The organism is Actinokineospora lacus (assembly GCF_053813445.1).
Genome location: NZ_JBQERA010000016.1, coordinates 40,852 through 62,295, shown reverse-complemented (window position 1 = coordinate 62,295; position 21,444 = coordinate 40,852). Strand labels below are relative to the sequence as shown.

Sequence of the window (21,444 nt, the reverse complement as noted above, 5' to 3'; positions counted from 1 at the left end):
GGGGAGGGCGCCATGCGCTGGAAGTTCTGGGACAAGGACGCGGACACGGCGTCCGAACCCCCCGTGGCCGAACCCGCAATGTTCGGACCCGCAGTGCCGGAACCCGCAGTGTCCGAACTGGTGGCGCCCGGACCCGCGGTGCCGGAACCGGTGGCGCCCGAACCGGTGGCGCCCGGACCCGTGGCAACCGGACCCGCGGCACCCGAGTCCCCTGGGCCTGAGTCCGGGCCGCCGGTTCGCGCGGCCCGCGAGTGGGTGCTCCTGCCGCCGCTGACCCCGGTGGTCCGCCCGGTCGCGCCGCTGGTAGTCGGGTCGGCCCCGGTCCGCCCGCCGCTGACCACCCCGCGCCCGGCGGTCACGACCGAGACGGGCATCGTCGGCACGGTGACCGGGCTGGCGCGGGTCCTGCCGCCGCCGCAGGCGTTCGCGCCCGGTCCGGCGCTGCCACGGCCCGCCCCGCGCAGGCGCGTCACCGCGGTGCCGTCGGCGGCCGAACCCGCGCCGCTGACCGCCGCGACGGACGCCTACGTCGGCGAGGCCCGCGAGCCCGCCGAGCCGCACCGCGCGCCGGGGTGGATGCGGTACGTGCCCGAATGGCTGCAACAGCAGCAGTCCGAGCCCGAGCCCGTCGCCATCCCCTCGAACCTGCCCCCGAGCCTCCGGCAGCCCCGGCCGATCGAGCAGGCAGCCCCGGCGCCCGAGCAGGCCCGCCCCGAGCTGATCCGCCCCGAGCGGGTGTCGGAGGCCAGGGCCGAGCCGGTCGAGCGGCCGGCGCACCCCCGGCGCAGGCCCAACCTCGGCCAGGCCCGCCGCCTCGGCCTCGGCGCCCCGGTGTCCCAGTCTCCGGCCGAGTCCGCGGTGCCCGAGCCGCCCCCGGCCGGGACACGCACCGGTTTTCCGTACACAATGGACGGCCTGCGCCGGCTGGACCAGCCCCCGGTGGCGCCGTCCCTCGCCGACGCCCTCGGCGCGCTGGGCCAGGCCCCGCTGCTGCACACCCGCGCCGAACCACCCCCCACGCCGGAGCGGGCATCACCCGAGGTGGCACGGGAGAGCCGTCCGCCCAGCACCCCGGCGCCCGAACCCGCAGAGCCGCCGCCCGCGCCGCCGCGGGCGGCGGACTCCGTGGTGGTGCCGGATATCGTGGCCGTCCCCGTGCCCGCCGACATCGCCGCCGACGTCGGCCGGGCAGGCGACGTCGACGTCGCGGCCGTGCCGGTGTACCGGGGTCCCGCGGTGGACGCCGCCGCCCGCGCCCGCGGCGCCCGCGCGTTCGCCCGCGCGGACGCGGTGTTCCTGCCCGACGCCGCGGGCCCGCTGACGGCCCCCAAGGCCCGCGCGCTCGTCGCGCACGAACTCGTCCACGTTGCCCAGCAGCGCACCCGCGGCCGGACCCCGGACCCCGGAACCGCCGAGGGCCGCGGGATGGAGGCCGAGGCGAGCGCCGTCGAGCGCCGCTACGAGACCACCGCGGCCTCCCGCCCCGCACTGCGCCACCCGCCGACGCCCGCGGCGCCGGAGATGAGCGGCCCGGCCCAGCTCGCCCCCGTTACCCCCGCCGTCCCGGACCCGGTGAACTCGCACTTCGATCCCCCCGCCCGCGAGGAGATCGTCGCGCTGGCGGAGAGCTCGGCGCACCGCGTCGTCGAGGAGTGGACCCACCCCGCGCTCGGTGGACAGCCCGCGCGGGCGCCCGCCCCCAGCGCGGGCGGTGGCGGGTTCGACCGCGCCACCCGCCGCCGGCAGCTGGAAGCGGAGATGCTGGACCTGATCAACGAGGACCGCGCCGAGCAGAACCTGCCGACGCTGGGCTACCTGGAGCCCGGGGACGTCGAGCGCCTCGAACGCCGCCTGGACCGCGAGGAGGTCACCGGCGTGCGCTCCTCCGGCGTCGGGGGCCGGACCCCGCCGCCACCGCTGGCGGGCGGCGCGTTCGGCGACACCGTGTCCTTCACCCAGACCATCGGCGGCGCCACACCAGGCGGTCCCCAGCGTCCCGGAGCCCGCGCACCCCAGACACCGGCGGGGTCACCGGTTGCGGCGGCGTCGCGGCTGGGCCTGGCCGCCGCCCTCACCGGTCAGGCGGGCGGGGAGGCCGAGCGCCTGCCCGCCGTCGAGGGCGGCAGGCTCGGCGACACCGTGTCCTTCACCGAGCGCGGCGGCGACGACCAGTACGTGGGCGGCAGGCGGCCCGAGCGGTCCGCTGAGGACAGTCGAGCGGACATGCACGGCAGCGAGCAGGAGCCGATCGACCTCGACCGCGTCGACCTTGAGGAGCTGACCGCCCGGCTCTACGACCGGCTGCGCGGGCGGCTGCGCCTGGAACTGCTCGTCGACCGCGAACGCGCGGGCCTGCTGACCGACTTCCGATGAGGGAAAGGAGACAACCGTGCCTCTGAGTGACAGCAGCACCATCGCGCTCGCCAACCGGTTCGTCGTGCGCATGTCCGGCAAGTCCGAGTACGACCTGGGCAGCTGGACCAAGGCCGACGGCCTGGACGTGAGCTGGGACGTCGCCGAGTACCGCACCGGCGACGCGGGCAACGAGCGCTTCTACTTCCCCGGCAACACCAAGTACAGCAACGTCAAGCTGACCAGGGCGGTGTCGGAGGAGACCAAGAAGGTGCGCACCTGGCTGGACAAGAACTCCTTCGAGTTCGAGCCGTTCGTCGGCAAGATCGAGCTGTACACCGCCAAGCAGGCCGACGGCCCGGTCACCGACTGGGAGCTGCGCGACGTCATGCCGATCAAGTGGGCGGTCACCAGCTTCGACGCGGGCGCCAGCCAGGTGTCGCTGGAAACCCTCGAATTAGTCCACAAAGGATTCCTGCTCGACGAGCGGAAGCTGTTCTAGAACTCGGAGGAGGTGCGCCGTGGCGATGAGCGTGAACGCGATGCTCGCCCTTACCGTGCGGTTCCACGTCTCGGTCGACGGCGTGGACCTCGGCGGCTGGGCGCGCTGCAAGGGCCTGGCCGTGAAGTTCAACCCGCACAAGGTGAAGGAGGGCGGCAACTACCTGTACCAGCCGGTGCTGCCCGGCTTCCTGGAGTACTCCGAGGTCACGCTGGAGCGCGCCATGGACAAGGCGGGCGCGGCCAGCGTGCAGGCGTGGCTGCGCAACCGCGCGCAGGCGTGGGTGCAGTCGATGCTCGGCGCGCCCGGCGGTACCGCCCAGATCACCCTCTACGACGCCCACGCCCAGGAGGTTACCTCCTGGCACCTGCGCAACGTCTACCCCAGCAGCTGGAAGGGCCCCGACCTCGACGCCTTCACCCTCGGCGTGGCCATCGAGTCGCTGACCCTGGTGCACGAGGGGTTCCTCTGATGACCGGCTTCGACGTGGCGATGTCCGGCGGCCCTGCCGACCGGGCCGTCAGCTCGGTCACCGCGCCAATGGACACCGCCCACGGCGCTGCGTCGGCGGTGGTGGGCGCCGGGATCGGCGCCGCCGTGGTGGCGGGGGCCCGGGTCCCCGCGCTGCTGTACTGCGTCAACCCGCTGACCCCCGGGGTGGTGAACTTCGACTTCAACCCCGAGAAGATCGCCGTCAAGCGCACGGCGACCTACACCGTGCGCCCGAACATGCAGGGGATGCAGAGCCCCGGCGGCGCGTCCGGCACGATCACCAAGGTCGTGCAGGCCCCGCAGATCACCCTCAGCAAGGTGATCTTCGAGGGGCTCACCGCCAAGCTGCGCTGCGACCAGCTGCTGCGCTGGATGAGCCCGTTCAGCGGCCCCGGCTCCATGGGCATCGGCGGCGCGACGCTGGAGACCACGCTGCCGAAGCTGACCTTCCAGTGGGGGCCGCCGATGGTGGCGTTCATGTACGAGGTGCGGCTGGTGTCGGTGTCCATCGCCTACGTCCGCTTCGACGTCACCGGCATCCCGCTGCGCGCCGAGGTGGACCTGTCGCTGCGCGAGCAGCCGAGCGTGCTGGCCAGCCTGCCGACCAACCCGACCTCCGGCGGCCTGCCGGGCAGGCGCACGCACACCGTCGGCGAGGGCGAGACGCTGGCCGCGATCGCCACGAAGCACTACGGCAGGCCGGGGCTCTGGCGGCGCGTCGCCGAGGTCAACGGCATCACCGACCCGAGCAGGCTGCGCCCCGGCCGCACGCTCTACCTGCCCAACCCCCACGAGCTGACCGGGGGCGCGGCATGACGAGCCTGTTCAGCGACCGCTCGGCGGTGGTCATGCCCGCGGTGTCGGTCGGTCATCCCGTCGGCATCCCGATGATGCCCAACCACTCCCAGTTGCTGGTGCGCGCGGTCGTCGACACCCACCTGCACCTGCCGGACATGTTCGAGCTGACCTTCGCCGACGACGCCGGGACCGTGGTGGCCGACACCGGCCTGCGCATCGGCGCGGTCGTGACGGTCAAGGGCCGCGAGGCGGGCGGCACCGACACCGAGCTGATCACCGGCGAGGTGACCGCGATCGAGGCGCTCTGCCAGGACGCCATGATCCTCACCGTCGTGCGGGGCTACGAGAAGGCGCACCGCCTGCAACGGGCCCGGCGCACCCGCACGTTCGTCAACATGACCGATTCCGACATCGCGCGCAAGGTCGCCCAGGGCGCGGGTCTGCGGATCGGCACGATCGAGGCGTCCACCGGCACGCACGCCCACATCGCCCAGATCGCCCAGACCGACTGGGAGTTCCTGCTCTCCCGGGCCCGCGAGATCGGCTACGAGACCGGTGTCGCGGGCGGGAAGTTCTTCTTCCGCAAGGCATCGGGGTCATCCGGCGGCGGTCTCGGCGGGCTCGCCGACGCGGCGGCGTCGATGGTCGGGCTCGGCTCGACGCTGACGTTCAAGGACAACCTGCACACGTTCCTGCCCAGGATGAGCGCGGCCAACCTCACCCCGGACGTCGAGGTGCGGGTGTGGGACGCGAAGGCGGCCACGGTCGTCGTCGGCCGCTCGGACGCGGTCACCGGGACGGCGACGGTGGACGACGACCCCAAGGCGCTGGCGCAGTCGTTCACCGACGGGTTCTCCCTGCCCATCCCGATCCCCGCGCCGCCGCCGTTGCCGGGGATGCCCGCGCTGAACCTGGGCTCCGCGCCGAGCCCGACCGCCTTCCTGGTCGTCGACCGCCCGGTGGCCAGCGGGCCGAGCGCGCAGAGCGCCGCCGAGCAGGTCGCCCGCAGCGTGGCCGACCACATGGCGAGCACCTTCGCCGAGGCCGACGGCGACGCCAACGGTGACCCGGCGATCCAGGCCGGGGCGTCGGTCACCGTGGCCGGGGTGCCGGAGCAGTTCGCCGGGTCGTGGGTGGTGACCAACGCCCGGCACATCTTCGACCCGACCGAGGGCGGCTACCACACGCGCTTCGTCGTCAGCGGCAGGCAGGACCGCTCGCTGCTGCGCCTCACCGCCGCGGGCGCCGCCCGTTCGAGCCCCACCGACGGGCTGGTGTGCGCGGTGGTCACCAACGCCCAGGACCCGGACAGGAAGGGCAGGGTCAAGGTGGCCATGCCCTGGCTGTCCCCGGACTACGAGTCCGACTGGGCGCGGGTGGCGCAGGTCGGCGCGGGCAGGCGCAGCGGGGTGCTGTTCGTGCCCGAGGTCGGCGACGAGGTCCTGGTGGGCTTCGAGTTCGGCGACGCCCGGCGGCCGTACGTCCTGGGTGGACTGATCAACGACAACTCCGCGTACGGGCACCTGTCCAGCGCGGTGAACGGCTCCGGCGCGGTCGTGGAGCGGGGGATGGCCTCGCCCGCGGGCAACCGGCTGCTGTTCCGCGACGAGCTGCCGCCCGGACCGCCCGGCGCCGCGCCGCCGACGAAGTCCGAGATCGTGCTCGGCACCGGCGACGACCAGCTCGCCCTGCGCATCGACCAGGCCGCCGGGACCGTGGCCATCACGTGCAACCCGACCCCGCCGGTCAGCAAGGGCCTCGGTGAGCTGACCATCGAGTGCGGCCAGGGAAAAGTCACGATCAAGGCAGGGCTTGGCGGGCTGTCGCTGGAAACCGACGGCGCGCTGTCCCTGAAAGGCCAGACGGTCAAGGTCGAAGGTCAGATGCTGACCGAGATCAAGGGCCAGATGATCAAGCTGAACTAGGAGGCCGGACGTGTCGGCAGACTTCGTGGGCGCCGGGTGGGCCTTCCCGCTCGGGGTCGGCGCCCAGGGCGGCATCGCGCTCGTGCGCCGCGAGGTGGAGTTGGAGCAGGCGATGCGGCTGATCCTGGCCACCTACCCCGGCGAGCGGCCGATGCGGCCGGACTTCGGCAGCCGCATCCGCGACTTCGTCTTCCGGGCGATCGACCCGGCCACCATCGCCGAACTCGCCCACGAGGTCCGCAGGGCGCTGCTGCGCTGGGAGCCGAGGGTGGACGTCGAGGTCGTCGACGTGCGCCCGAACCCGGACTCGGGGGGCACGCTGTTCATCGACATCCGCTACCGCACCAAGGACACCAACGACCGCCGCAACCTGGTCTTCCCGTTCTACACCATCCCCGAGGACGGGAGTGATTACTGATGCCGCTGCCGACGCCCAACCTCGACGACCGCCGCTTCCAGGACCTGGTGGACGACGCCAAGCGGATGGTGATGCGCCGCTGTCCCGAGTGGACCGACCACAACGTGTCCGACCCCGGCGTGACGCTGATCGAGACCTTCGCGTACATGACCGACCAGCTGCTGTTCCGGCTCAACCAGGTGCCCGACCGGCTGTACGTGAAATTCCTGGAGATGATCGGGCTTCGGCTCATCCCGCCCGCCACCGCGCGGGTGCCGGTGACGTTCTGGCTCTCGGCGCCCGCCATCGCGCCGGTCGGCATCCCCGCGGGGACCGCGGTGGCGACCGTGCGCACCGACGTGGAGGAGTCGGTGGTCTTCTCCACCGACCGGGCGCTGTCGGTCATCCCGTGCGCCCTGCACGCCGTGGCCACCCGGACCGCAGGCGATGACGAACCGGTGTTCCGCACTGACGCGCTGCGGATGGGGGAGACGTTCCCGGCCTTCTCCGCGGTGCCCGCGCCGGGCGACGTGCTGCTGGTGGGCTTGACCTCGGCGGTGCCGCACTGCGTCGTCCGGCTGGACATCTCCGCGGCCGTCGAGGGCGTCGGGGTGCACCCGGACCACCCGCCGCTGGTGTGGGAGGCGTGGACCGGGTCGGACTGGGCGCGCTGCCCGGTGGGCAAGGACAGCACCGGCGCGCTGAACACCGTCGGCGAGGTGCTGGTGCACGTGCCCGGCACGCACGAGGTGAGCGTGGTCGCCGGGGAGCGGGCCGGGTGGCTGCGGGCGCGGGTGGTGCTCGTCGACCAGCAGTTCCCGACCTACACCGCCGCGCCGGTCATCGGGGCGCTGGCCGCGGGGACCGCGGGCGGAACCGTGGAGGCGGTGCACTGCGAGATCGTCGAGGATGAGGCGCTGGGGATGTCCGAAGGTGTTCCCGGGCAGTCGTTCGCCTTGGAGCGGGGCCCGGTGGTGGCCGACGGGGCGGTGCTGGAGGTGTCCTCGGAGCAGGGCTGGCAGGAGTGGGCCCGGGTCGAGCACTTCGTCGCCAGCGGGCCGGACGACCGGCACTACGTCCTCGACGCCGCCGCCGGAATCGTCTACTTCGGACCAGCGATTCGCGAGCCGGACGGCGGGCTCCGCAGGCACGGCGCGGTTCCGCCGCCGCAGACCGCGATCCGGCTGCGGTACGCCGTCGGCGGCGGCAGGCTGGGCAACGTCGGGCGGGGGACCATCCAGACCCTCAAGTCGTCCATCCCGTTCGTGGCGGCGGTGGAGAACCCGCGCGCGGCGGTCGGCGGCGTCGACGGCGAGACCGTCGAGCAGGCCAAGGCCCGCGGCCCGATCCTGCTGCGCACGCGCAGCCGCGCGGTGACCGCGGAGGACTACGAGGCCATCACCCGCGAGGCCGCCCCCGACGTGGCCCGCGTCCGGTGCGTCACCGCGGGCGACGACGAGGCCGACGCGGGCTCCCTGCGGGTGCTCGTCGTGCCCGCCGCGGCGCAGAGCGAGGGCCGCGTCGAGTTCGCCGACCTGGTGCCCGGCGACGACATGCTCGCCCGCATCACCGACCGCCTCGACTCCGTGCGCCTGATCGGGACCCGGGTCCTGGTGTCCCCGCCGCGGTACCGGGGGGTGACCGTCGTGGCCCGGCTCATCGCCCGCCCGCGCGTCGACCAGGTCCGGGTGCGCACCGAGGCGCTGGCGGCGCTGTACGGGTTCCTGAACCCGATCAGCGGCGGGCCCGACGGCCTCGGTTGGCCGTTCGGGCGGCCGGTGCAGGCCGGGGACGTGTACGCGCTGCTCCAGCGGGTGCGGGGGGTGGACATGGTGGAGGACGTCCGCCTGTTCGGCGCGAACCCGGTGACCGGCGAGCGCGGCGCGCAGACCCAGCGCCTTGAGCTGGACCGCCACAGCCTGGTGTTCGGCTACGACCACCACGTGAAGATCGAGGACCACTGATGCGCGGCCTGCTCCCCGGGCTGGCGAGCCCGGCCCCCATGCTGGACCTGCTGCCCGCCGTCTACCAGGAGGACCCGTTCACCGCGCGGTTCCTGGCGGGGTTCGACGACGTCCTGGCGCCGGTCTTGTCCACTGTGGACTGCCTGGTCGACTACCTCGACCCGCTGCTGGCGCCCGCGGACTTCCTGGCCTGGCTGTCGGGCTGGGTGGGCATCGACCTCGACGAGGGCTGGCCGCTGGAGCGGCGGCGGGCGGTGGTGGCGACCGCGGTGGAGATGTACCGGATGCGGGGGACCGTCGCCGGTTTGCGCGCGCACCTCGAGGTCCTGACCGGCGGCGAGGTGGACATCGCCGACAGCGGCGGCGTCGCCTGGTCGGCCAACCCGGCCGCCGACCTCCCCGGCGAGGCCCACCCCCGGATGGCCGTCCGCGTCCGCGTCGACGACGTGTCCCGCATCCCGGCCGACCTGGTCGAGGCCGCAGTAGCCGCGGGCAAACCAGCCCACGTCGTCCACCGCGTCGAGGTGACCACATGATCGTCTGCAAGGGCTGCGGCCACCACAACGCCGAGACCGACACCTTCTGCGGCCAGTGCGGCGCGTTCCTGGAGTGGACGGGCGAGCGGGTCACCCCACCCCCGCCCCCGGCGGCTGAGGAGGAGGACCAGGTCGAGCCGAAACGCGGCCTCCTGTCCAGGCTCCACTCGGCCATCTACGCCGACGTGGGCAACCGCCCACCAGTGGAAAGCGCCTCCCGACCTGGCACCCCCACCGCCAGACCTGGCACCCCCACCGCCAGACCCGGCACCCCCACCGCCAGACCCGGCACCCCGGCCACCCCCGCCCGCCCCAGCGCCCCCGCGACACCACCGCGCCCCACCGCCCCACCCCGCCCAGCAGGCGCCGCCCCCGCCCCACCCAAACCACCCCCGCCAAAGCCACCACCCCCCATGCCACCCGCCGCCCCAGGCGCGGCCCCACCCAAACCCCCGGTGTCGCCCGTGGCTAGCCCTCCGAAACCGCCTCCCATGCCGCCCGCAGCCCCGGGTGCTGCAGGACCACAGAAACCACTTACTCCCATGCCGCCTGCCGTGTCGGGTGCGGCTCCGCCGAAACCTCCGTCGCCGCCCGTGGCAGGGCCGCCGAAACCGCCTCCCATGCCACCCGCAGCGCCGGGCGCGGCCCTGTCGAAGCCTCCGCCCTCGGCCGGAGTGCCAAGGCCGACCACTCCGACCACTCCGGCCGCACCGCCGCTGTCCGCGCCGTCAGCCGCGACCGTCGCCGCGCCGCCGAAGCCGCCCGCGCTGCCCGTGAGCGCGCCCGCGAAGCCGCCCACGCCGCCTGCCGCGCCGCCGAGAGCACCCGCGCTGCCGGTGGCGGCGCCGCCGAAGCCGCCTGCCGTCCCCGGGACATCGCCGTCGATACCGCTTGCGCCGCCCCGGGCGCCTGCCGCACCGGTCGCGCCGGTGGCAGGCCCGCCGACGCCGCCCGCGCTGCCGGTGGCCGCACCTCCCCGGCCGCCCCAGCCGCCCGCCGCACCGGCCGTGCCCGCCGCTGTTCCGCCGCCTGCCGTCCCCGCGGCACCGCCGCCCGCGCCGCCGAGGAGTGCTGACGTGCCCGAGATGCCGAAACTCCCGTCGGTCGAGGACAAGGCGGCGGCGCGGAACCTGGTCGTGCCGGTGGCGGGGGCCGGGCAGCACGGGAAGGGGGAGCTGCCTCAGGAGAGCAGGCAGGCCGCGCCGGTCAGCAAGAAGCGGGCGCCGACGCACAAGCTGAAGCCGGGGGAGCTGGTCTGCGGGGAGTGCGGTGAGGGAAATCCCGCCACCCGCAAGTTCTGCAGCCGGTGCGGGACCTCCCTCGCCGAGGCCGACGTCGTCAAGGTCCCGTGGTGGCGGCGGCTCCTGCCCAAGGGCGGGGCGAAGGTCCGCAAGACCGGGGACCGCCCGAAGGGGACCCGGCAGGGGAAGTCCGCGTTCGCCGAGGGGGCGGGCCGGGTCTTCGAGACCGTGCGGCGGGTGGCGGCGGTGCTGCTGCTGGTCGCCGGGATCGCCTACGGGGTGTCCGGGCAGTTCCGCGGCTGGGTCAACGAGCGGGCGCTGACCGCCAAGCAGTGGGCCGAGGAACTGGTGCTGCCGCAGTACGACCCGGTCTCGCCGGTCTCGGTCAGCGCGACGAAGGAGCTGCCCAACCGGCCGGGATCGGCGGCGGTGGACGGCAACACCAAGTCGTTCTGGAGCGCGCCGGGCACCAGCAAGCCGATCCTGGTGCTCACCTACGACCGGCCCGTCGACCTCGAACGCGCCATCGTGCGGACCGGGGCGCAGGACGGTTTCCAGAGCATGCACCGGCCCCGGAAGCTGCACCTGGTCTTCTCCACCGGCCGCACCGCCGACGTCGAGCTGAAGGACCACCCCGACCCGCAGGAGGTCAGCTTCGAGCAGGGCGAGGGCGCCACCGGCGTGGAAATCCACGTCGTGGACGTGTTCCAGTCGGTCAAGGGCACCGACCTGGCGTTTTCCGAGATCGAGATGTTCGTCCGCAGGTAGGAAGACCGCCCGGGACCGGGCACGACAGGCAACCGTTGACGGCAGGCAGTGCGGGGTTCACCGACCGCACTGCCTGCCGTTCCTCGTCCACCGACAGGACCTGCGGACGCGTCACCAGTCGTTGCTGGGGAACGGTGTCCGCGTTGTCGCACCCAGTGGCCATCTCCGGATGCCGTGCAAGTCCGATCGGGAGTGAACACGACCTCGATGCTGATACGCGGGCTGACTTGGGCGGCGCCGCTCCCAAGCGCCGGCCTGGTGCCGACCGGGCGCACCACGCCTCGGCAGCCCTCAGGCGAGACCCAGCGCGACGATCCGCTCTCCTGGTACCGCAGGCGCGCCGCGCTTCGCTGTCGCGTCGGCCGATGGCCTCTCAGCCCCGGGTCAGGAACTCCGGCGGTGACATCGACGGGTACACCACCAGCAGCGGGCCCTTCGCGCTGATCTCCGGCAGCACCCCGTCCACAGTGGCCACGACGGTGCGCTGGCCGATCGACGCCTTGGGGAAGACCAGCAGCGGCACGCTGAACGCGCCCTCGTTGGACGTCACCGCCGTCGCGATCTCCACCGACTCCAGGTAGCGCACGCGCACGGCGGTGTCCGCGGGGAACCCGGCGCCGCTGACGTTGGTGACCCGCCCCGGCCTGCTCACCCCGGGGTTGACCACCAGGGCGGGGGTGCTGCCGACCCCGCGCAGGCCGACCAGGCGCGGCCCGCCCGGCGCGTCGCTGGTGATGATGAGGCCGCCGACCCTCGGCCCGGCGACGGTCGGCCGGAACCGCACGAGCACCGAGCACGACGATCCCGACGCGACGACCGCGCAGTCGGTGGAGCGCACGGAGAAGTCGCTCGGCAGGGCCGGGACCACCGAGGCGACGGTCATCGGCGAGCCGCCCGCGTTGGTGACGGTCAGCGTGCCCGTCGGCTCGGTCGAGAGCAGCAGGCGCGTGCCGAAGTCCAGTGGGGCCGGGACGACGGTCAGCTCCGGGCCGTCGGGGACGACCGGGACGTCGGAGCCCTCGCCGCGCAGGTCGACGCCGAACTCGCGGCCGTCGGCGAGGCGGACCACCAGCCTGCCCGCCCGGGGTCCCGGCGCGGTCGGGGTGAACGCGACCCCCGCCAGGCACTCGCCCAGCCGGTGCAGGGCCACGCCCACGCACGTGTCGGCCCCGGGGGTGAAGTCGGCGCCGTCCACGGTGATCGAGGCGATCCTCAGCGGTCCGGCGCCGACCACGCGCAGGGTGGCCGTGCGGTTGAGCGTCGTGCCCACCTCGGCGGCGCCGAAGTCCACCGGGTCGGCGGCGATGGCGGGCTGGAACGTCCGCACGAAGCCGTCCCAGGACTCGTTGGTGTCGCCGGGGACGAGGTCGTCGGCGCGGGAGTCGAAGGCGACCCGGGAGCCGTCGGCGCTGAGGCTCGGCACGCCCTCGCCGTCGCTCAGGTCCAGGATCAGGTCGCTCGGGGCGAGTCCGCTGTCGTTCCCACCCGCGCAGGTCTGGTCCGGCAGCAGGACGTCGGCGCAGTCGGTGCCGACTCCCGGCGAGGCCAGCACCCCGGGGAACCGCTCGGGGCCCGCGTCGAGCACGAGGTCGCGCACGACGACCTGGCAGTCGGTGCGCGCGTCCCGCGCCGCGTCCGGGGGCGGGACGGCCAGGGAGTCGGACCGGCGCAGGCACGAGCTGTCGGACGGCGCGCGGTCCACACCGTCGTGCATGTCCGGCGAGTCGGTGACGAACGCGAGGTAGCGGGCGTCTGCCGACAGCGCGGGCCGGGCGCCGTTGCGCAGTTCACCGGCGGTGTTGCGGGAGACGATCCGGGACCTCTCCTCGGCCCGGCGGACCACGTACACGTTCGGCTGGCCGGCGAGCGGGTACCACGCACCGTCGCCGGTCTGGTACTCCTCGGCCTCGAACGCCACCACCGAGCCGTCCGCCGAGATCGCCGGGAACCGCATGCCCGCCTCGCGGCTGGTGCCCAGGAACTCACCCTCCTCGTCATAGTCCACTCGGGACACGAACCTGGTTCCCAGGTGCACCAAGATGATCGCGGTGAAGTCGGGGTCCGCGTACCCCTGCCCGGCCAGGCGCAGCAGCGGCCGGTGCCGCAGGCCCGGCTCCGGTTCGCTGTAGTCCACGACCATCGCGGCGTGCGTGCCGTCGGCGGACAGGGCCCCGTCATAGGCGCCGACGGGGAAGGTGCCGTCCTTGAGGTCCGGGGAGACGGTGGCGATCGGCGTCGACGGCGCGCCGTCGAGCAGGTCGCGGTGCCTGACCACCCACACGGTGCCGAACTCGCCCAGGGACGCCTCGTCCGTCCACAGGACACGGCGGCCGTCGGCGGACAGGCGGGGCGTGCGCGGGTGGCCATCGTAGTAGTGGGACGCGGTGATCCGGTGGTACCGCGGGGCGCTGTCGTCGAGCCGCCCGTCGCGGTCGGCGTCGCGGTCGAGGACCACCACGTCCGGGGCGCTGTCGTTGAAGACGCCGTCCGTGACGACGGCGATGTTCGTCGCCGTGGTCACGAACGCGACGAAACGGCCGTCGGCGGAGATCGCGGGCTGGCTGCTGTCGCCGTCGGGGGACCGGTCGTACACCGGCTCGCCCTCTGACGGCTCGTGCCCGAGGCTGACCTGCGTCGTCACCCCGGTGTCCAGGTCGCGCGCGAAGACGTTCGCCGACCCGTTGTTGTCCAGGTCGGTGTAGGAGCCGCGCGAGGAGAACACGATGTGCCGCCCGCCGCCGGAGATCGCGGTCTCCACCGCGTGGTGCTCCAGCAGCGACCCGTCCGACGGACGCGTCACCAACAGCGTCTGCCCCGGCGCGACCTCGGCGCCCGCCCGCGGCACGGGCACCCCCGAGACCAGCGCCACACCCGTGACCACGACAAGACCGAGCGCGCCGCGGCGGACCGCGGCCGACCCCGCTGCGCGCACCAGAGACCTCCACTATGCCGATTCTCCCGCCCACGGTAGGAAACCCACGCGTGCGGGACACCCGGTGCGCGGGTGGCGAAGCGGTCGGCCCCGGCCGCCCGATGGGGCAGCGCGCGCTGCCCGACCCGGCACCCCGCGCGGCGTCCCGGGTGCGGGCAACGCTCGCGACACTTCCCGGCATGGGAGCCACCACGTCGCTGGCGGGCCGCGAGCTGGCCGCCACCCCGGGCCAGACGGTCACCACGTCCGTGCGCGTCAACAATTCCGGTCCGCTCGTGGACCAGTTCACGGTGGACGTCGTCGGTGAGTCCCGGGAGTGGGCGACGGTCAGCCCGCAGGTCGTCAACCTCATGCCCGGCCAGGACGCCGAGGTCGTGGTGACCTTCGCGCCGCCGCGCTCGGCGGAGGTGCCCGCCGGTCCCGTCCCGTTCGGGGTGCGGGTCGCCTCGCGGGAGGACCCGCTGGGCTCCCGGGTGGAGGAAGGCGCCGTCCTCGTCGCCCCGTTCACCGACCTGCAGGTCGAACTGGTGCCCAAGACCTCCCACTGCAGGCGCCAGGCGCGCCACGAGCTGGTCGTGGACAACGCGGGCAACTCCCCGATCGCCGTCGAGCTGCACACCTCCGACCCGGAGGACCAGTTGCAGCTGACGCTCGACCACACCGCGCTGACCGTGCAGCCGGGCACCTCGGCGTTCCTCAAGCTGCGCGCCCGCCCGCACGACCGCTTCCTGCGCGGCCCGGACCGCAGGCTCCCGTTCCAGGTCACCGCGATCGCGCCCGAGACGCCGCCGGTGCACGCCAACGGAACCGTCGTGCAGCAGCAGTTGCTGCCCAAGTGGCTGCTGCCCGCCCTGGTGATCCTGCTCGTGCTGGCGATCGTGCTGGCCACGCTGTGGTTCACCGTCCTGAAGCCGACCCTGAAGTCCGCGGCGCGCGAGGCGGCCGTCGAGGCCGCCGTGGAGCAGCAGGCGGAGCTGACCGCCAAGGCCGACAACGCCGCCGCGCAGGCCGCCGCGGCGGAGCAGAAGGCCGACGCCGCGCAGAAGGCGGTGCAGGACGGCGGCCTGGCCCCGTCAGCCGCGCCCGAGGTGGTCTCCCCCGGCGGCGTGGACATCTCCAGCGGCAGCACGGTCGACTTCCGGATCACCGCTGACTCCCCGTTGCAGCCGGACTCGACGGTGTTCACCACCTTCACCGCCGAGCCGGGCGTCCCCGCCGAGAAGACCCTGGTGATCACCGACATCCTGCTCCAGAACCCCCGCGGCGACGCCGGTCTCCTGCAACTGCGCCGCGGCGACCGCGTTCTCCTGGAAGTCGGCCTGGCCAACTTCCGCGACCTGGACTACCACCTGGTGGAGCCCTGGACCTTCGCGCCGGGGGAGGAGCTGGTGCTCGCGGTGAGCTGCCAGGCCCCCACGAACGTGACCTGCAAGCCCGCGGCGTCGTTCTCCGGCAGGCTGGCGGGCTGAGATTCAGCGGAACGCGGCCAGCCTGCGCAGTTCGGTGTCCAGGAGCGGGCCGCGGACGATGGTGACGGGGTCGTCGCCGCCGCCGAGGCCCGCCTGCAGGGTCAGGCGGCGGGCGGGGGCGCCGAGGCCGCCGCGCAGGACGCGGCGGACGGCGCGGCGGTCGGGGCCCGTGCACTGGGGGTCGGCGGCGGCGATCGCGGCCAGCCGGGCGTAGCCCAGCACCAGTGACTCATGTGGACAGTTGTGGACCTGGTCCAGCAGGTGCTGGACCAGGGAACCGCCGCGCACGTGGCGAAGGGAGCGCAGCATCCGGTCGGCGGTGCGCTGGATCGAGGGGGTGGGGGAGCGCAGCGCGCAGGCCACGACGGCGAGCAGGTCAGGCCCTTCGGCGGGGGTGAGGTCCAGGTAGCGCAGGGCGCCGAGCAGCATCACCGTGGCGTGGCGGCTCACCCGGGAGGGGACCGTGGTGGCGGCGCGGCTCAGGATCGGCTGGTACCGGGCCGGGTCCCATTCGGTGAGGACGGTGGCGGGCTGGGTGGCGGCCAGGACGGTCAGCAGGCTCGTCACCGCGTCCCATTCGGCGATGCGGTGCGGCGGCGCCCACGGCGTGGAGAGGTGGGAGTGGAGGGCGTCAGCGTCCAAGGCGACGAGCCAGTCGGCCAGCACGGGCAGGGCGGCGGCGTGGTCGAGGGTGTCGGGAACCCACTGGGCCGCGTCGCCGGGTTCGCTGGAGAACTGCTGGAAGTGCAGGTTGCCGAAGTCGGCGAGGCGGTCGGGGCCGCGGGCCGGGAAGACCGGCGCCGCCGCCTCGGCGAACCGGGCGCGGGCGGCGTCGAGCAGGGCCGGGCCGGACCGCCCGGCGCCGTCCGCCGGGGGCCGGGCCCGCAACGCGGCGGCGATGGCGTTGACGACGGGGGCCACCGCGCCGATGCGGTCGTGCCGGTCGGCGGCCATGCCGGTGAGCAGCACCGGGGGCCGCGACACCGCGCGGGCGCGGGCGGTGACAGCGTTCCGCAGGGCGGGGATCACGTTGTCGTCGCTGTGGGCGGAGGTCAGCATGGCGGCCAGGCTCGCGGCGGCGCGGACCAGGTTGTCGGGGACCGCGGTGGTGGTGAGCCAGTCGGCCAGCACGGCCTGGCACTCGCCGCGCCAGAGCGTGGTGGAGTGGAGCAGGGCGCGGGCGGTGTCGGGGTCGCCGGTGAGCAGGGCGGCCACCGCGTCGGCGTCGTCGATCTCCCACTCCAGGAGGAACTCGCCCAGGAGGGCGGCGCGTTCGGGGTCGCGGGCGCGGGCCGCGCGGTGGGCGGCGGCCAGGCGGCGCCAGCAGGCCGCGCCGTGGCGGGAGAGGCGGTGGCGGCGGTAGGTCCGCTCGACGCTGCGGACCCCGCCCAGCAGGGCGAGCGAGGCCAGCGCGGCGAGCCGGGAGTCACCGGTCAGGACGAGGTCGACCGAGGCCAGGAAGTCCTCGACGGTGGCGTCACCCTGCTCGACGCGGCTGATGAGGGCCAGCGCCCTGGCGGTCGGCGCCCACGCCGCTGACGGCGCGGCGTGTTCCAGCTCCGCCGCGGTTCTCGGGTCAATGCGCTCCACATCGGACAGGATCACCGCTGCCTCATCGTCAGGGACGGAAGTGATGCGGGCCAACAGATCGGCGTCCAGGATGGTCCCGCTGCCCCGGCGCGGCACCTCGATCGTCCACACGGGATCGGGGATGTCCGCCGATTCGGGGCTGGGCACCAGCGCGGCCAGCGCCGTCATCGCGACCCGGTCGACCGTGCCCACCACCCGAGCGCCGAAGCGGTCGATGATGGTGCGCCGGGTGGCGACCGGGTCACCGGCGGCCTCCGAGCGCAGCAGCGCGCTGGGAATGGCCTCGGCCACCATCGCCCGCCACTGCCGCGCCTGCGGCGACAGCGGGTGCCAGCCGAGCCGGACCAGGGTCTCGCCGATCAGCTCGGGCGACTTGCCGCGCCCCAGCCAGTCGATCCCGCGGATCAGCCACCGCTCGCGCTGCGGGTCCTGGCCCATCCGCACGGCCAGGTCGAGCAGCACGGCGGCGACGTCCTCGGCGGGGCGGTCCACCGAGATCACCCGCCGCAACAGCGACTCCGACACCGGGACGAGCCCGCGCCTGCCCACGTAGTGGTACGCCGCCAGCCGCCGGGCGGGGTCGGTCTCCTCGTCCACGACCGGCAGCACCGACTCCGCCGCGCCGTGGACCGGCGCCACGAACCACGCCGCGGGCAGCCGCAGCGGGACCGACGCCGGTGACGGCGTCGGCAGCCCCAGCCCCGCCAGCGCGGCCGCCTCCTCCTCGGTCGCCACCCCGGTGCGCCACGCCAGGTACGCCGTCTCCACCCCGGCGGGCGTCGACAGGTCGAAGGGCCGCAGCGCGTCCAGCAGCGCGGTGGCCACCGGCTGCTCCCAGCCCGCCCGCCAGCTCACGTGCCGCAGCACGGCGGCCACGGTGTCCAGCAGGTCCAGCGCCGAGACCGCGGGGTGCGCCGACAGCGCCGCCGCGCCGCCCCTGCTCAGCGGGTCGGCCGCGCCGTCCAGCCAGGTCGGCAGCCACGGCAGCCAGGCCAGCGCCGCGCGCCGGTCCGCGGCGGTGGCGTCGGGCAGCGCGGGCGGCGTGCCGCGCCGGTCGGGGTCCACCTGGGCCAGCTCGCGGCCGATCCGGTCGGCCAGCACGATCGCGGGCCCGCCGCGGTGCGGCGCCGGGACCTGGGGCTCGTTGGCGTTGAGCTGCCTGCCCGCCACAGCCGCGAACAGCCACCGCAGGTGCCGGTGGGCCGCCGCGCGCTCGGCCGGGGTGGCCCCCTCGCCCAGCCACACCGCGCCCAGCCACCGGCCCTGCCCCCGCACGGCCGCGTCGCCCACCCAGCCCAGCGCCCGCCGCCGCTCCCGCTCGGTGTCCGGGCCCGGGGCGACGCCGTCGAGCACCGCCATCGCGAGGCGGGCCGCCGCGCGCTCGGGCCCGACCACCCCGTCCAACGCCGTCCGCAGCGCGGCCGGGTCCCCGGGGGTGGCCAGCGCCCACGCCGTCAGCGCCGCGGTGAGCGCGGGCCCCACGGGCTTGGCCAGCAGCGACGGCCCGAACTTCGGCGCCGGGGCGTGCCCGATCAGCAGGTTCTTGCCGTCCTTGTCCAGGAACACCGCGATCGGGTACACGACGTCGCCGATCCCGAAGCGCGGCACCAGCGTCGCGGCCGACTCGGTGATCACCTGCGTGCGCGGGTTGTCCGCCAGGCCGAGGAGGTCGGCCAAATCGGAGTAGCGGGTGTCGGCGGCCACGGCGCCGCGGTGGTCGAGCCCGCCGAGCAGCACCGCCAGCACCGCCGCGCACGCGGGCGAGTCCGCGCACCGCCGCCACAGCTCCCGATCACCGGTGAACAGATCACGCAGCGGCAGCAGGCCGGGCGCCAGCCGCCCGATGACCCGCTCGGCTTCCTCGCGCCGGGCCCGCTGCCAGGCGGGCAGGCCCAGCTCCCGCAGCCGCGGCGAGTCCGGCCTCGGCGGGATGTCCAGCAGCGGGATCGATGGCTCAGGGCCGGACACCACGCGCCGCAGCGCCCGGTCGACCGGCCTGCCCCACTCGGCGTGCTCGTCGCTGTCGGCCATCGCGGTGAACGCCGCCAGCACCGCATCGGACAGCCAGCGCCGCTCCCAGTACACCGAGGCCACCACCGGCAGCAGCGCAGGCGGCAGCCCCAGCGCGATCGCGTCGAACCGGTCCGCGCCGACCCGCGCGCGGACCGCGGCCACCCCGTCGACGAGGTCGGCCAGCAGGTCCGGGTACTCGCGCAGCTCGCGGCAGCCCGAGAAGGCCAGCTCGGCGAGCGCCGCCAGCTCGCCGTCGTCCCCGGTGCACCCGGTCGCCAGGCACACCTCGGCCCACACGTCGAGCTCCAGGTCCCCGCGCGCGAGCACCGCGCGCAGCAGCGCCGTGCGCGCCGGGGGCGCCAGCTCCTCGACGGCGAGCACCACCGGCTCCCGCCAGCGCGGGTCGCCGAGCCGGTCGACCATGGAGGCGAGCATCGCCTCGGTCACCCCGCCCGCCTCCGGCACCAGCGTCAGCCCGGCCAGGTACTCCTGGATGTTGAGGTGGGAGAAGGCGTAGGTGCGGTTGCCGATCTCGGCCAGCACCCCCACCCGGGTCCGCAGCACGTCGAGCAGCTCGACGCCGAGGCGCTCCGGCGCGGGGCGGGTGTACCAGGCCGGGCCCAGCAGCGCCCGCTCCATGACGTCGAGCAGCTTGCCCTCGGGGATCTCGCCCTGCGGGTAGTGGTCGTGGATGGTGGCCGCGACGTGGGCGAGCATCGCCAGCACCGGGCCGTCGGCGCCCAGCAGCTCGCGCAGCTCGTCGGGCTGGCTGGGGGTGACCAGGCCCCGCCAGCGCGCGGCCATGTCCAGGATCAGCCTGCGGTACAGCCCGGCGCGCGACTCGGGCAGGCTGCCGTGCCGGTGCCAGATCAGGCACATCGACGTCAGGTGCAGCGGTGTGCTCGCCAGCGCCCGCGCCGCGGCGCCCCGGGGGGCGGCCAGCTCGGCCAGCAGCGCTCGCGCGCCCGCCGGGTCGGCGTAGACCTCGCGGAAGAAGTTCGCCACGAACTCGGTGATCTGCTCCCACACCATCGGCCGGATCACGTAGTGCGCCGCGGACTCCAGCGGCACCGGCGCCGCGGCGTACCCGGCGATCCGGCTGGTGATCAGCAGCTGGTTGCCCGGGGACACCAGGTGCCGCCCGGCGAACTCGACGATGGCCTCCAGCAGCGCCTCCCGGTGCGCGCTGACCTCGTCCAGGCCGTCGAGGAGCACCAGCGCCTGCCCGCGCTCCAAGGCCGCCTCCAGCATCGCCTCCACCTGCCCGGCGGTGGCGTCGGCGACCGGGACCGAGCGGGCGACGAACTCCGCCAGCGGGCCGGGTTTGCCGCCCGCGGCCAGGGTGTCGGCGTGCATCCGGGCGTAGTCGGCCAGCCGCACCCGCAGCGGCACCCGGCCCCCGCCCCGGGTGACCTCCTCGGCGGCCTGGGCGCCGAGGCGCTGGCACAGCACGGTCTTGCCGCTGCCCGGACCGCCGCGCAGCACCAGCACCTGGTGGCGGGCCACCGCGTCGGGCAGCGAGACGCCCGCATCGGCCCGATCGGCCCTGTCGGTTTGATCAGCGCTGTCAGCTCGATCGGTGCTGTCGGCGGACTCCCAGGCCAGCCGCTCGTCACGCAGCCGCCCACCGCGGGCCACCAGCGTCTCGATGCGCTCCTCGACGGTGCCGCCGTCCTCGCCGCCGTCTTGGCGCCGGTCGGCGATCTGCTGGGCCAGCAGCCTGCCCGCGCGCTGGAAGTCCGCCGCCGAGCGGGCGTCGGCGTGCAGGGACACGTACAACCCGTCCAGCGGCAGGCGCACGATGCGCCGGGAGTCGTCGGCCTCGCCGAGCCTGTCCAGCGGGATGCTGCGCCACGCCGCGGCGACCTCCTCGGCGTAGCGCCGCCGCACCCGGGTGTACTCGCGCTCGGACAACTCGCCGGGGACGTCGAAGACCGGCGTGGGCACGGGCGGCAGGACCGGCGCGGCCCCGACCGGCTCGACGACGTACTTCGGCTGGTTGGTCAGCACCCGCAGCAGCGACTCGGCGCCCGCCACCGTCAGCGAGCCGACCCGGTAGCTGGTGGCGGTGTACGGGCCGAGGAAGGCCGGGATGCCGTCGACGGCCTGCCCCGGCAGCAGCACCGGCAGGATCTTGCCGAGCCAGCCGGGTTTGTTCTGGTAGTACAGGTCGCGCAGCAGCGACGCCTCGAACCGCACCCCGCGGCCCTCGTCGGCGGGCGCGTCGTCATCGGCCCGCCGACGGTACGCCGGGGACGCCACCACCAGCACGAAGTCGGCCTGGCGGGTCTGCTCCATCATCCAGACCGGCCAGTCCAGCCGGGTCTGCTCCGCGGGCCGGTCCCACCGGGCGTCGACCCCGTTCGCGCGCAGGAACGACCCGAAGCGGTGCACGGCCTCGACGTGCTCGTCGGAGTCGTGCGCGTAGGAGAGGAACGCCCTGGTGCTCACGACACCAGGATCGC

General features: G+C 74.7%; 12 protein-coding genes. 10 read left to right on the top strand and 2 right to left on the bottom strand.

All coding sequences use genetic code 11. The annotated features are described in order from the left end of the window. The first annotated feature begins 180 nt into the window (after positions 1 to 180). The 9 genes from ACTG9Q_RS30065 (at position 181) to ACTG9Q_RS30025 (ending at position 10,975) form a co-directional block, all read left to right on the top strand. Positions 181 to 2,373 carry an eCIS core domain-containing protein gene (locus tag ACTG9Q_RS30065; RefSeq protein ID WP_455576312.1) on the top strand — a complete coding sequence of 731 codons (2,193 nt, stop codon included), beginning with the start codon at positions 181 to 183 and terminating at the stop codon, positions 2,371 to 2,373. A 16-nt stretch (positions 2,374 to 2,389) separates the two neighbouring features. Continuing rightward, positions 2,390 to 2,854, top strand: coding sequence for a phage tail protein (locus ACTG9Q_RS30060; RefSeq protein ID WP_455576311.1), 465 nt, complete (start codon positions 2,390 to 2,392; stop codon positions 2,852 to 2,854). 25 nt (positions 2,855 to 2,879) lie between these two features. After that, the gene (locus ACTG9Q_RS30055) at positions 2,880 to 3,326 is read left to right on the top strand and encodes a phage tail protein (RefSeq protein ID WP_455576405.1); all 447 of its coding nucleotides are present in this window, start codon (positions 2,880 to 2,882) and stop codon (positions 3,324 to 3,326) included. Continuing rightward, on the top strand, positions 3,326 to 4,162 hold the full coding sequence (locus ACTG9Q_RS30050; RefSeq protein WP_455576310.1) for a LysM peptidoglycan-binding domain-containing protein: 837 nt from the start codon (positions 3,326 to 3,328) through the stop codon (positions 4,160 to 4,162). The genes ACTG9Q_RS30055 and ACTG9Q_RS30050 overlap by 1 nt, the downstream gene beginning before the upstream one ends. Further along, positions 4,159 to 6,069 carry a phage baseplate assembly protein V gene (locus tag ACTG9Q_RS30045; protein ID WP_455576309.1) on the top strand — a complete coding sequence of 637 codons (1,911 nt, stop codon included), beginning with the start codon at positions 4,159 to 4,161 and terminating at the stop codon, positions 6,067 to 6,069. The genes ACTG9Q_RS30050 and ACTG9Q_RS30045 overlap by 4 nt, the downstream gene beginning before the upstream one ends. A gap of 10 nt (positions 6,070 to 6,079) precedes the next feature. Next, on the top strand, positions 6,080 to 6,487 hold the full coding sequence (locus tag ACTG9Q_RS30040; RefSeq protein ID WP_455576308.1) for a GPW/gp25 family protein: 408 nt from the start codon (positions 6,080 to 6,082) through the stop codon (positions 6,485 to 6,487). Continuing rightward, positions 6,487 to 8,430 carry a putative baseplate assembly protein gene (locus ACTG9Q_RS30035; RefSeq protein ID WP_455576307.1) on the top strand — a complete coding sequence of 648 codons (1,944 nt, stop codon included), beginning with the start codon at positions 6,487 to 6,489 and terminating at the stop codon, positions 8,428 to 8,430. Before ACTG9Q_RS30040 ends, ACTG9Q_RS30035 begins: the two co-directional genes overlap by 1 nt. After that, positions 8,430 to 8,966, top strand: a complete 537-nt coding sequence (locus ACTG9Q_RS30030) for a phage tail protein (protein ID WP_455576306.1) — start codon at positions 8,430 to 8,432, stop codon at positions 8,964 to 8,966. Before ACTG9Q_RS30035 ends, ACTG9Q_RS30030 begins: the two co-directional genes overlap by 1 nt. 1,085 nt (positions 8,967 to 10,051) lie before the next feature. Beyond that, positions 10,052 to 10,975, top strand: a complete 924-nt coding sequence (locus ACTG9Q_RS30025) for a zinc ribbon domain-containing protein (RefSeq protein ID WP_455576404.1) — start codon at positions 10,052 to 10,054, stop codon at positions 10,973 to 10,975. A 373-nt stretch (positions 10,976 to 11,348) separates the two neighbouring features. Here ACTG9Q_RS30025 and ACTG9Q_RS30020 read toward each other — a convergent pair whose 3' ends face one another. After that, positions 11,349 to 13,907, bottom strand: coding sequence for a choice-of-anchor D domain-containing protein (locus ACTG9Q_RS30020; protein ID WP_455576305.1), 2,559 nt, complete (start codon positions 13,905 to 13,907; stop codon positions 11,349 to 11,351). Between the two features lie 50 nt (positions 13,908 to 13,957). Here ACTG9Q_RS30020 and ACTG9Q_RS30015 point away from each other — a divergent pair, with 50 nt between their 5' ends. After that, the gene (locus ACTG9Q_RS30015) at positions 13,958 to 15,376 is read left to right on the top strand and encodes a COG1470 family protein (protein WP_455576304.1); all 1,419 of its coding nucleotides are present in this window, start codon (positions 13,958 to 13,960) and stop codon (positions 15,374 to 15,376) included. A gap of 3 nt (positions 15,377 to 15,379) precedes the next feature. Here ACTG9Q_RS30015 and ACTG9Q_RS30010 read toward each other — a convergent pair whose 3' ends face one another. Continuing rightward, a complete protein-coding gene (locus ACTG9Q_RS30010) occupies positions 15,380 to 21,430 on the bottom strand; it encodes an NACHT domain-containing protein (protein ID WP_455576303.1) in 6,051 nt (2,016 codons plus the stop codon). Positions 21,431 to 21,444: the final 14 nt, after the last annotated feature.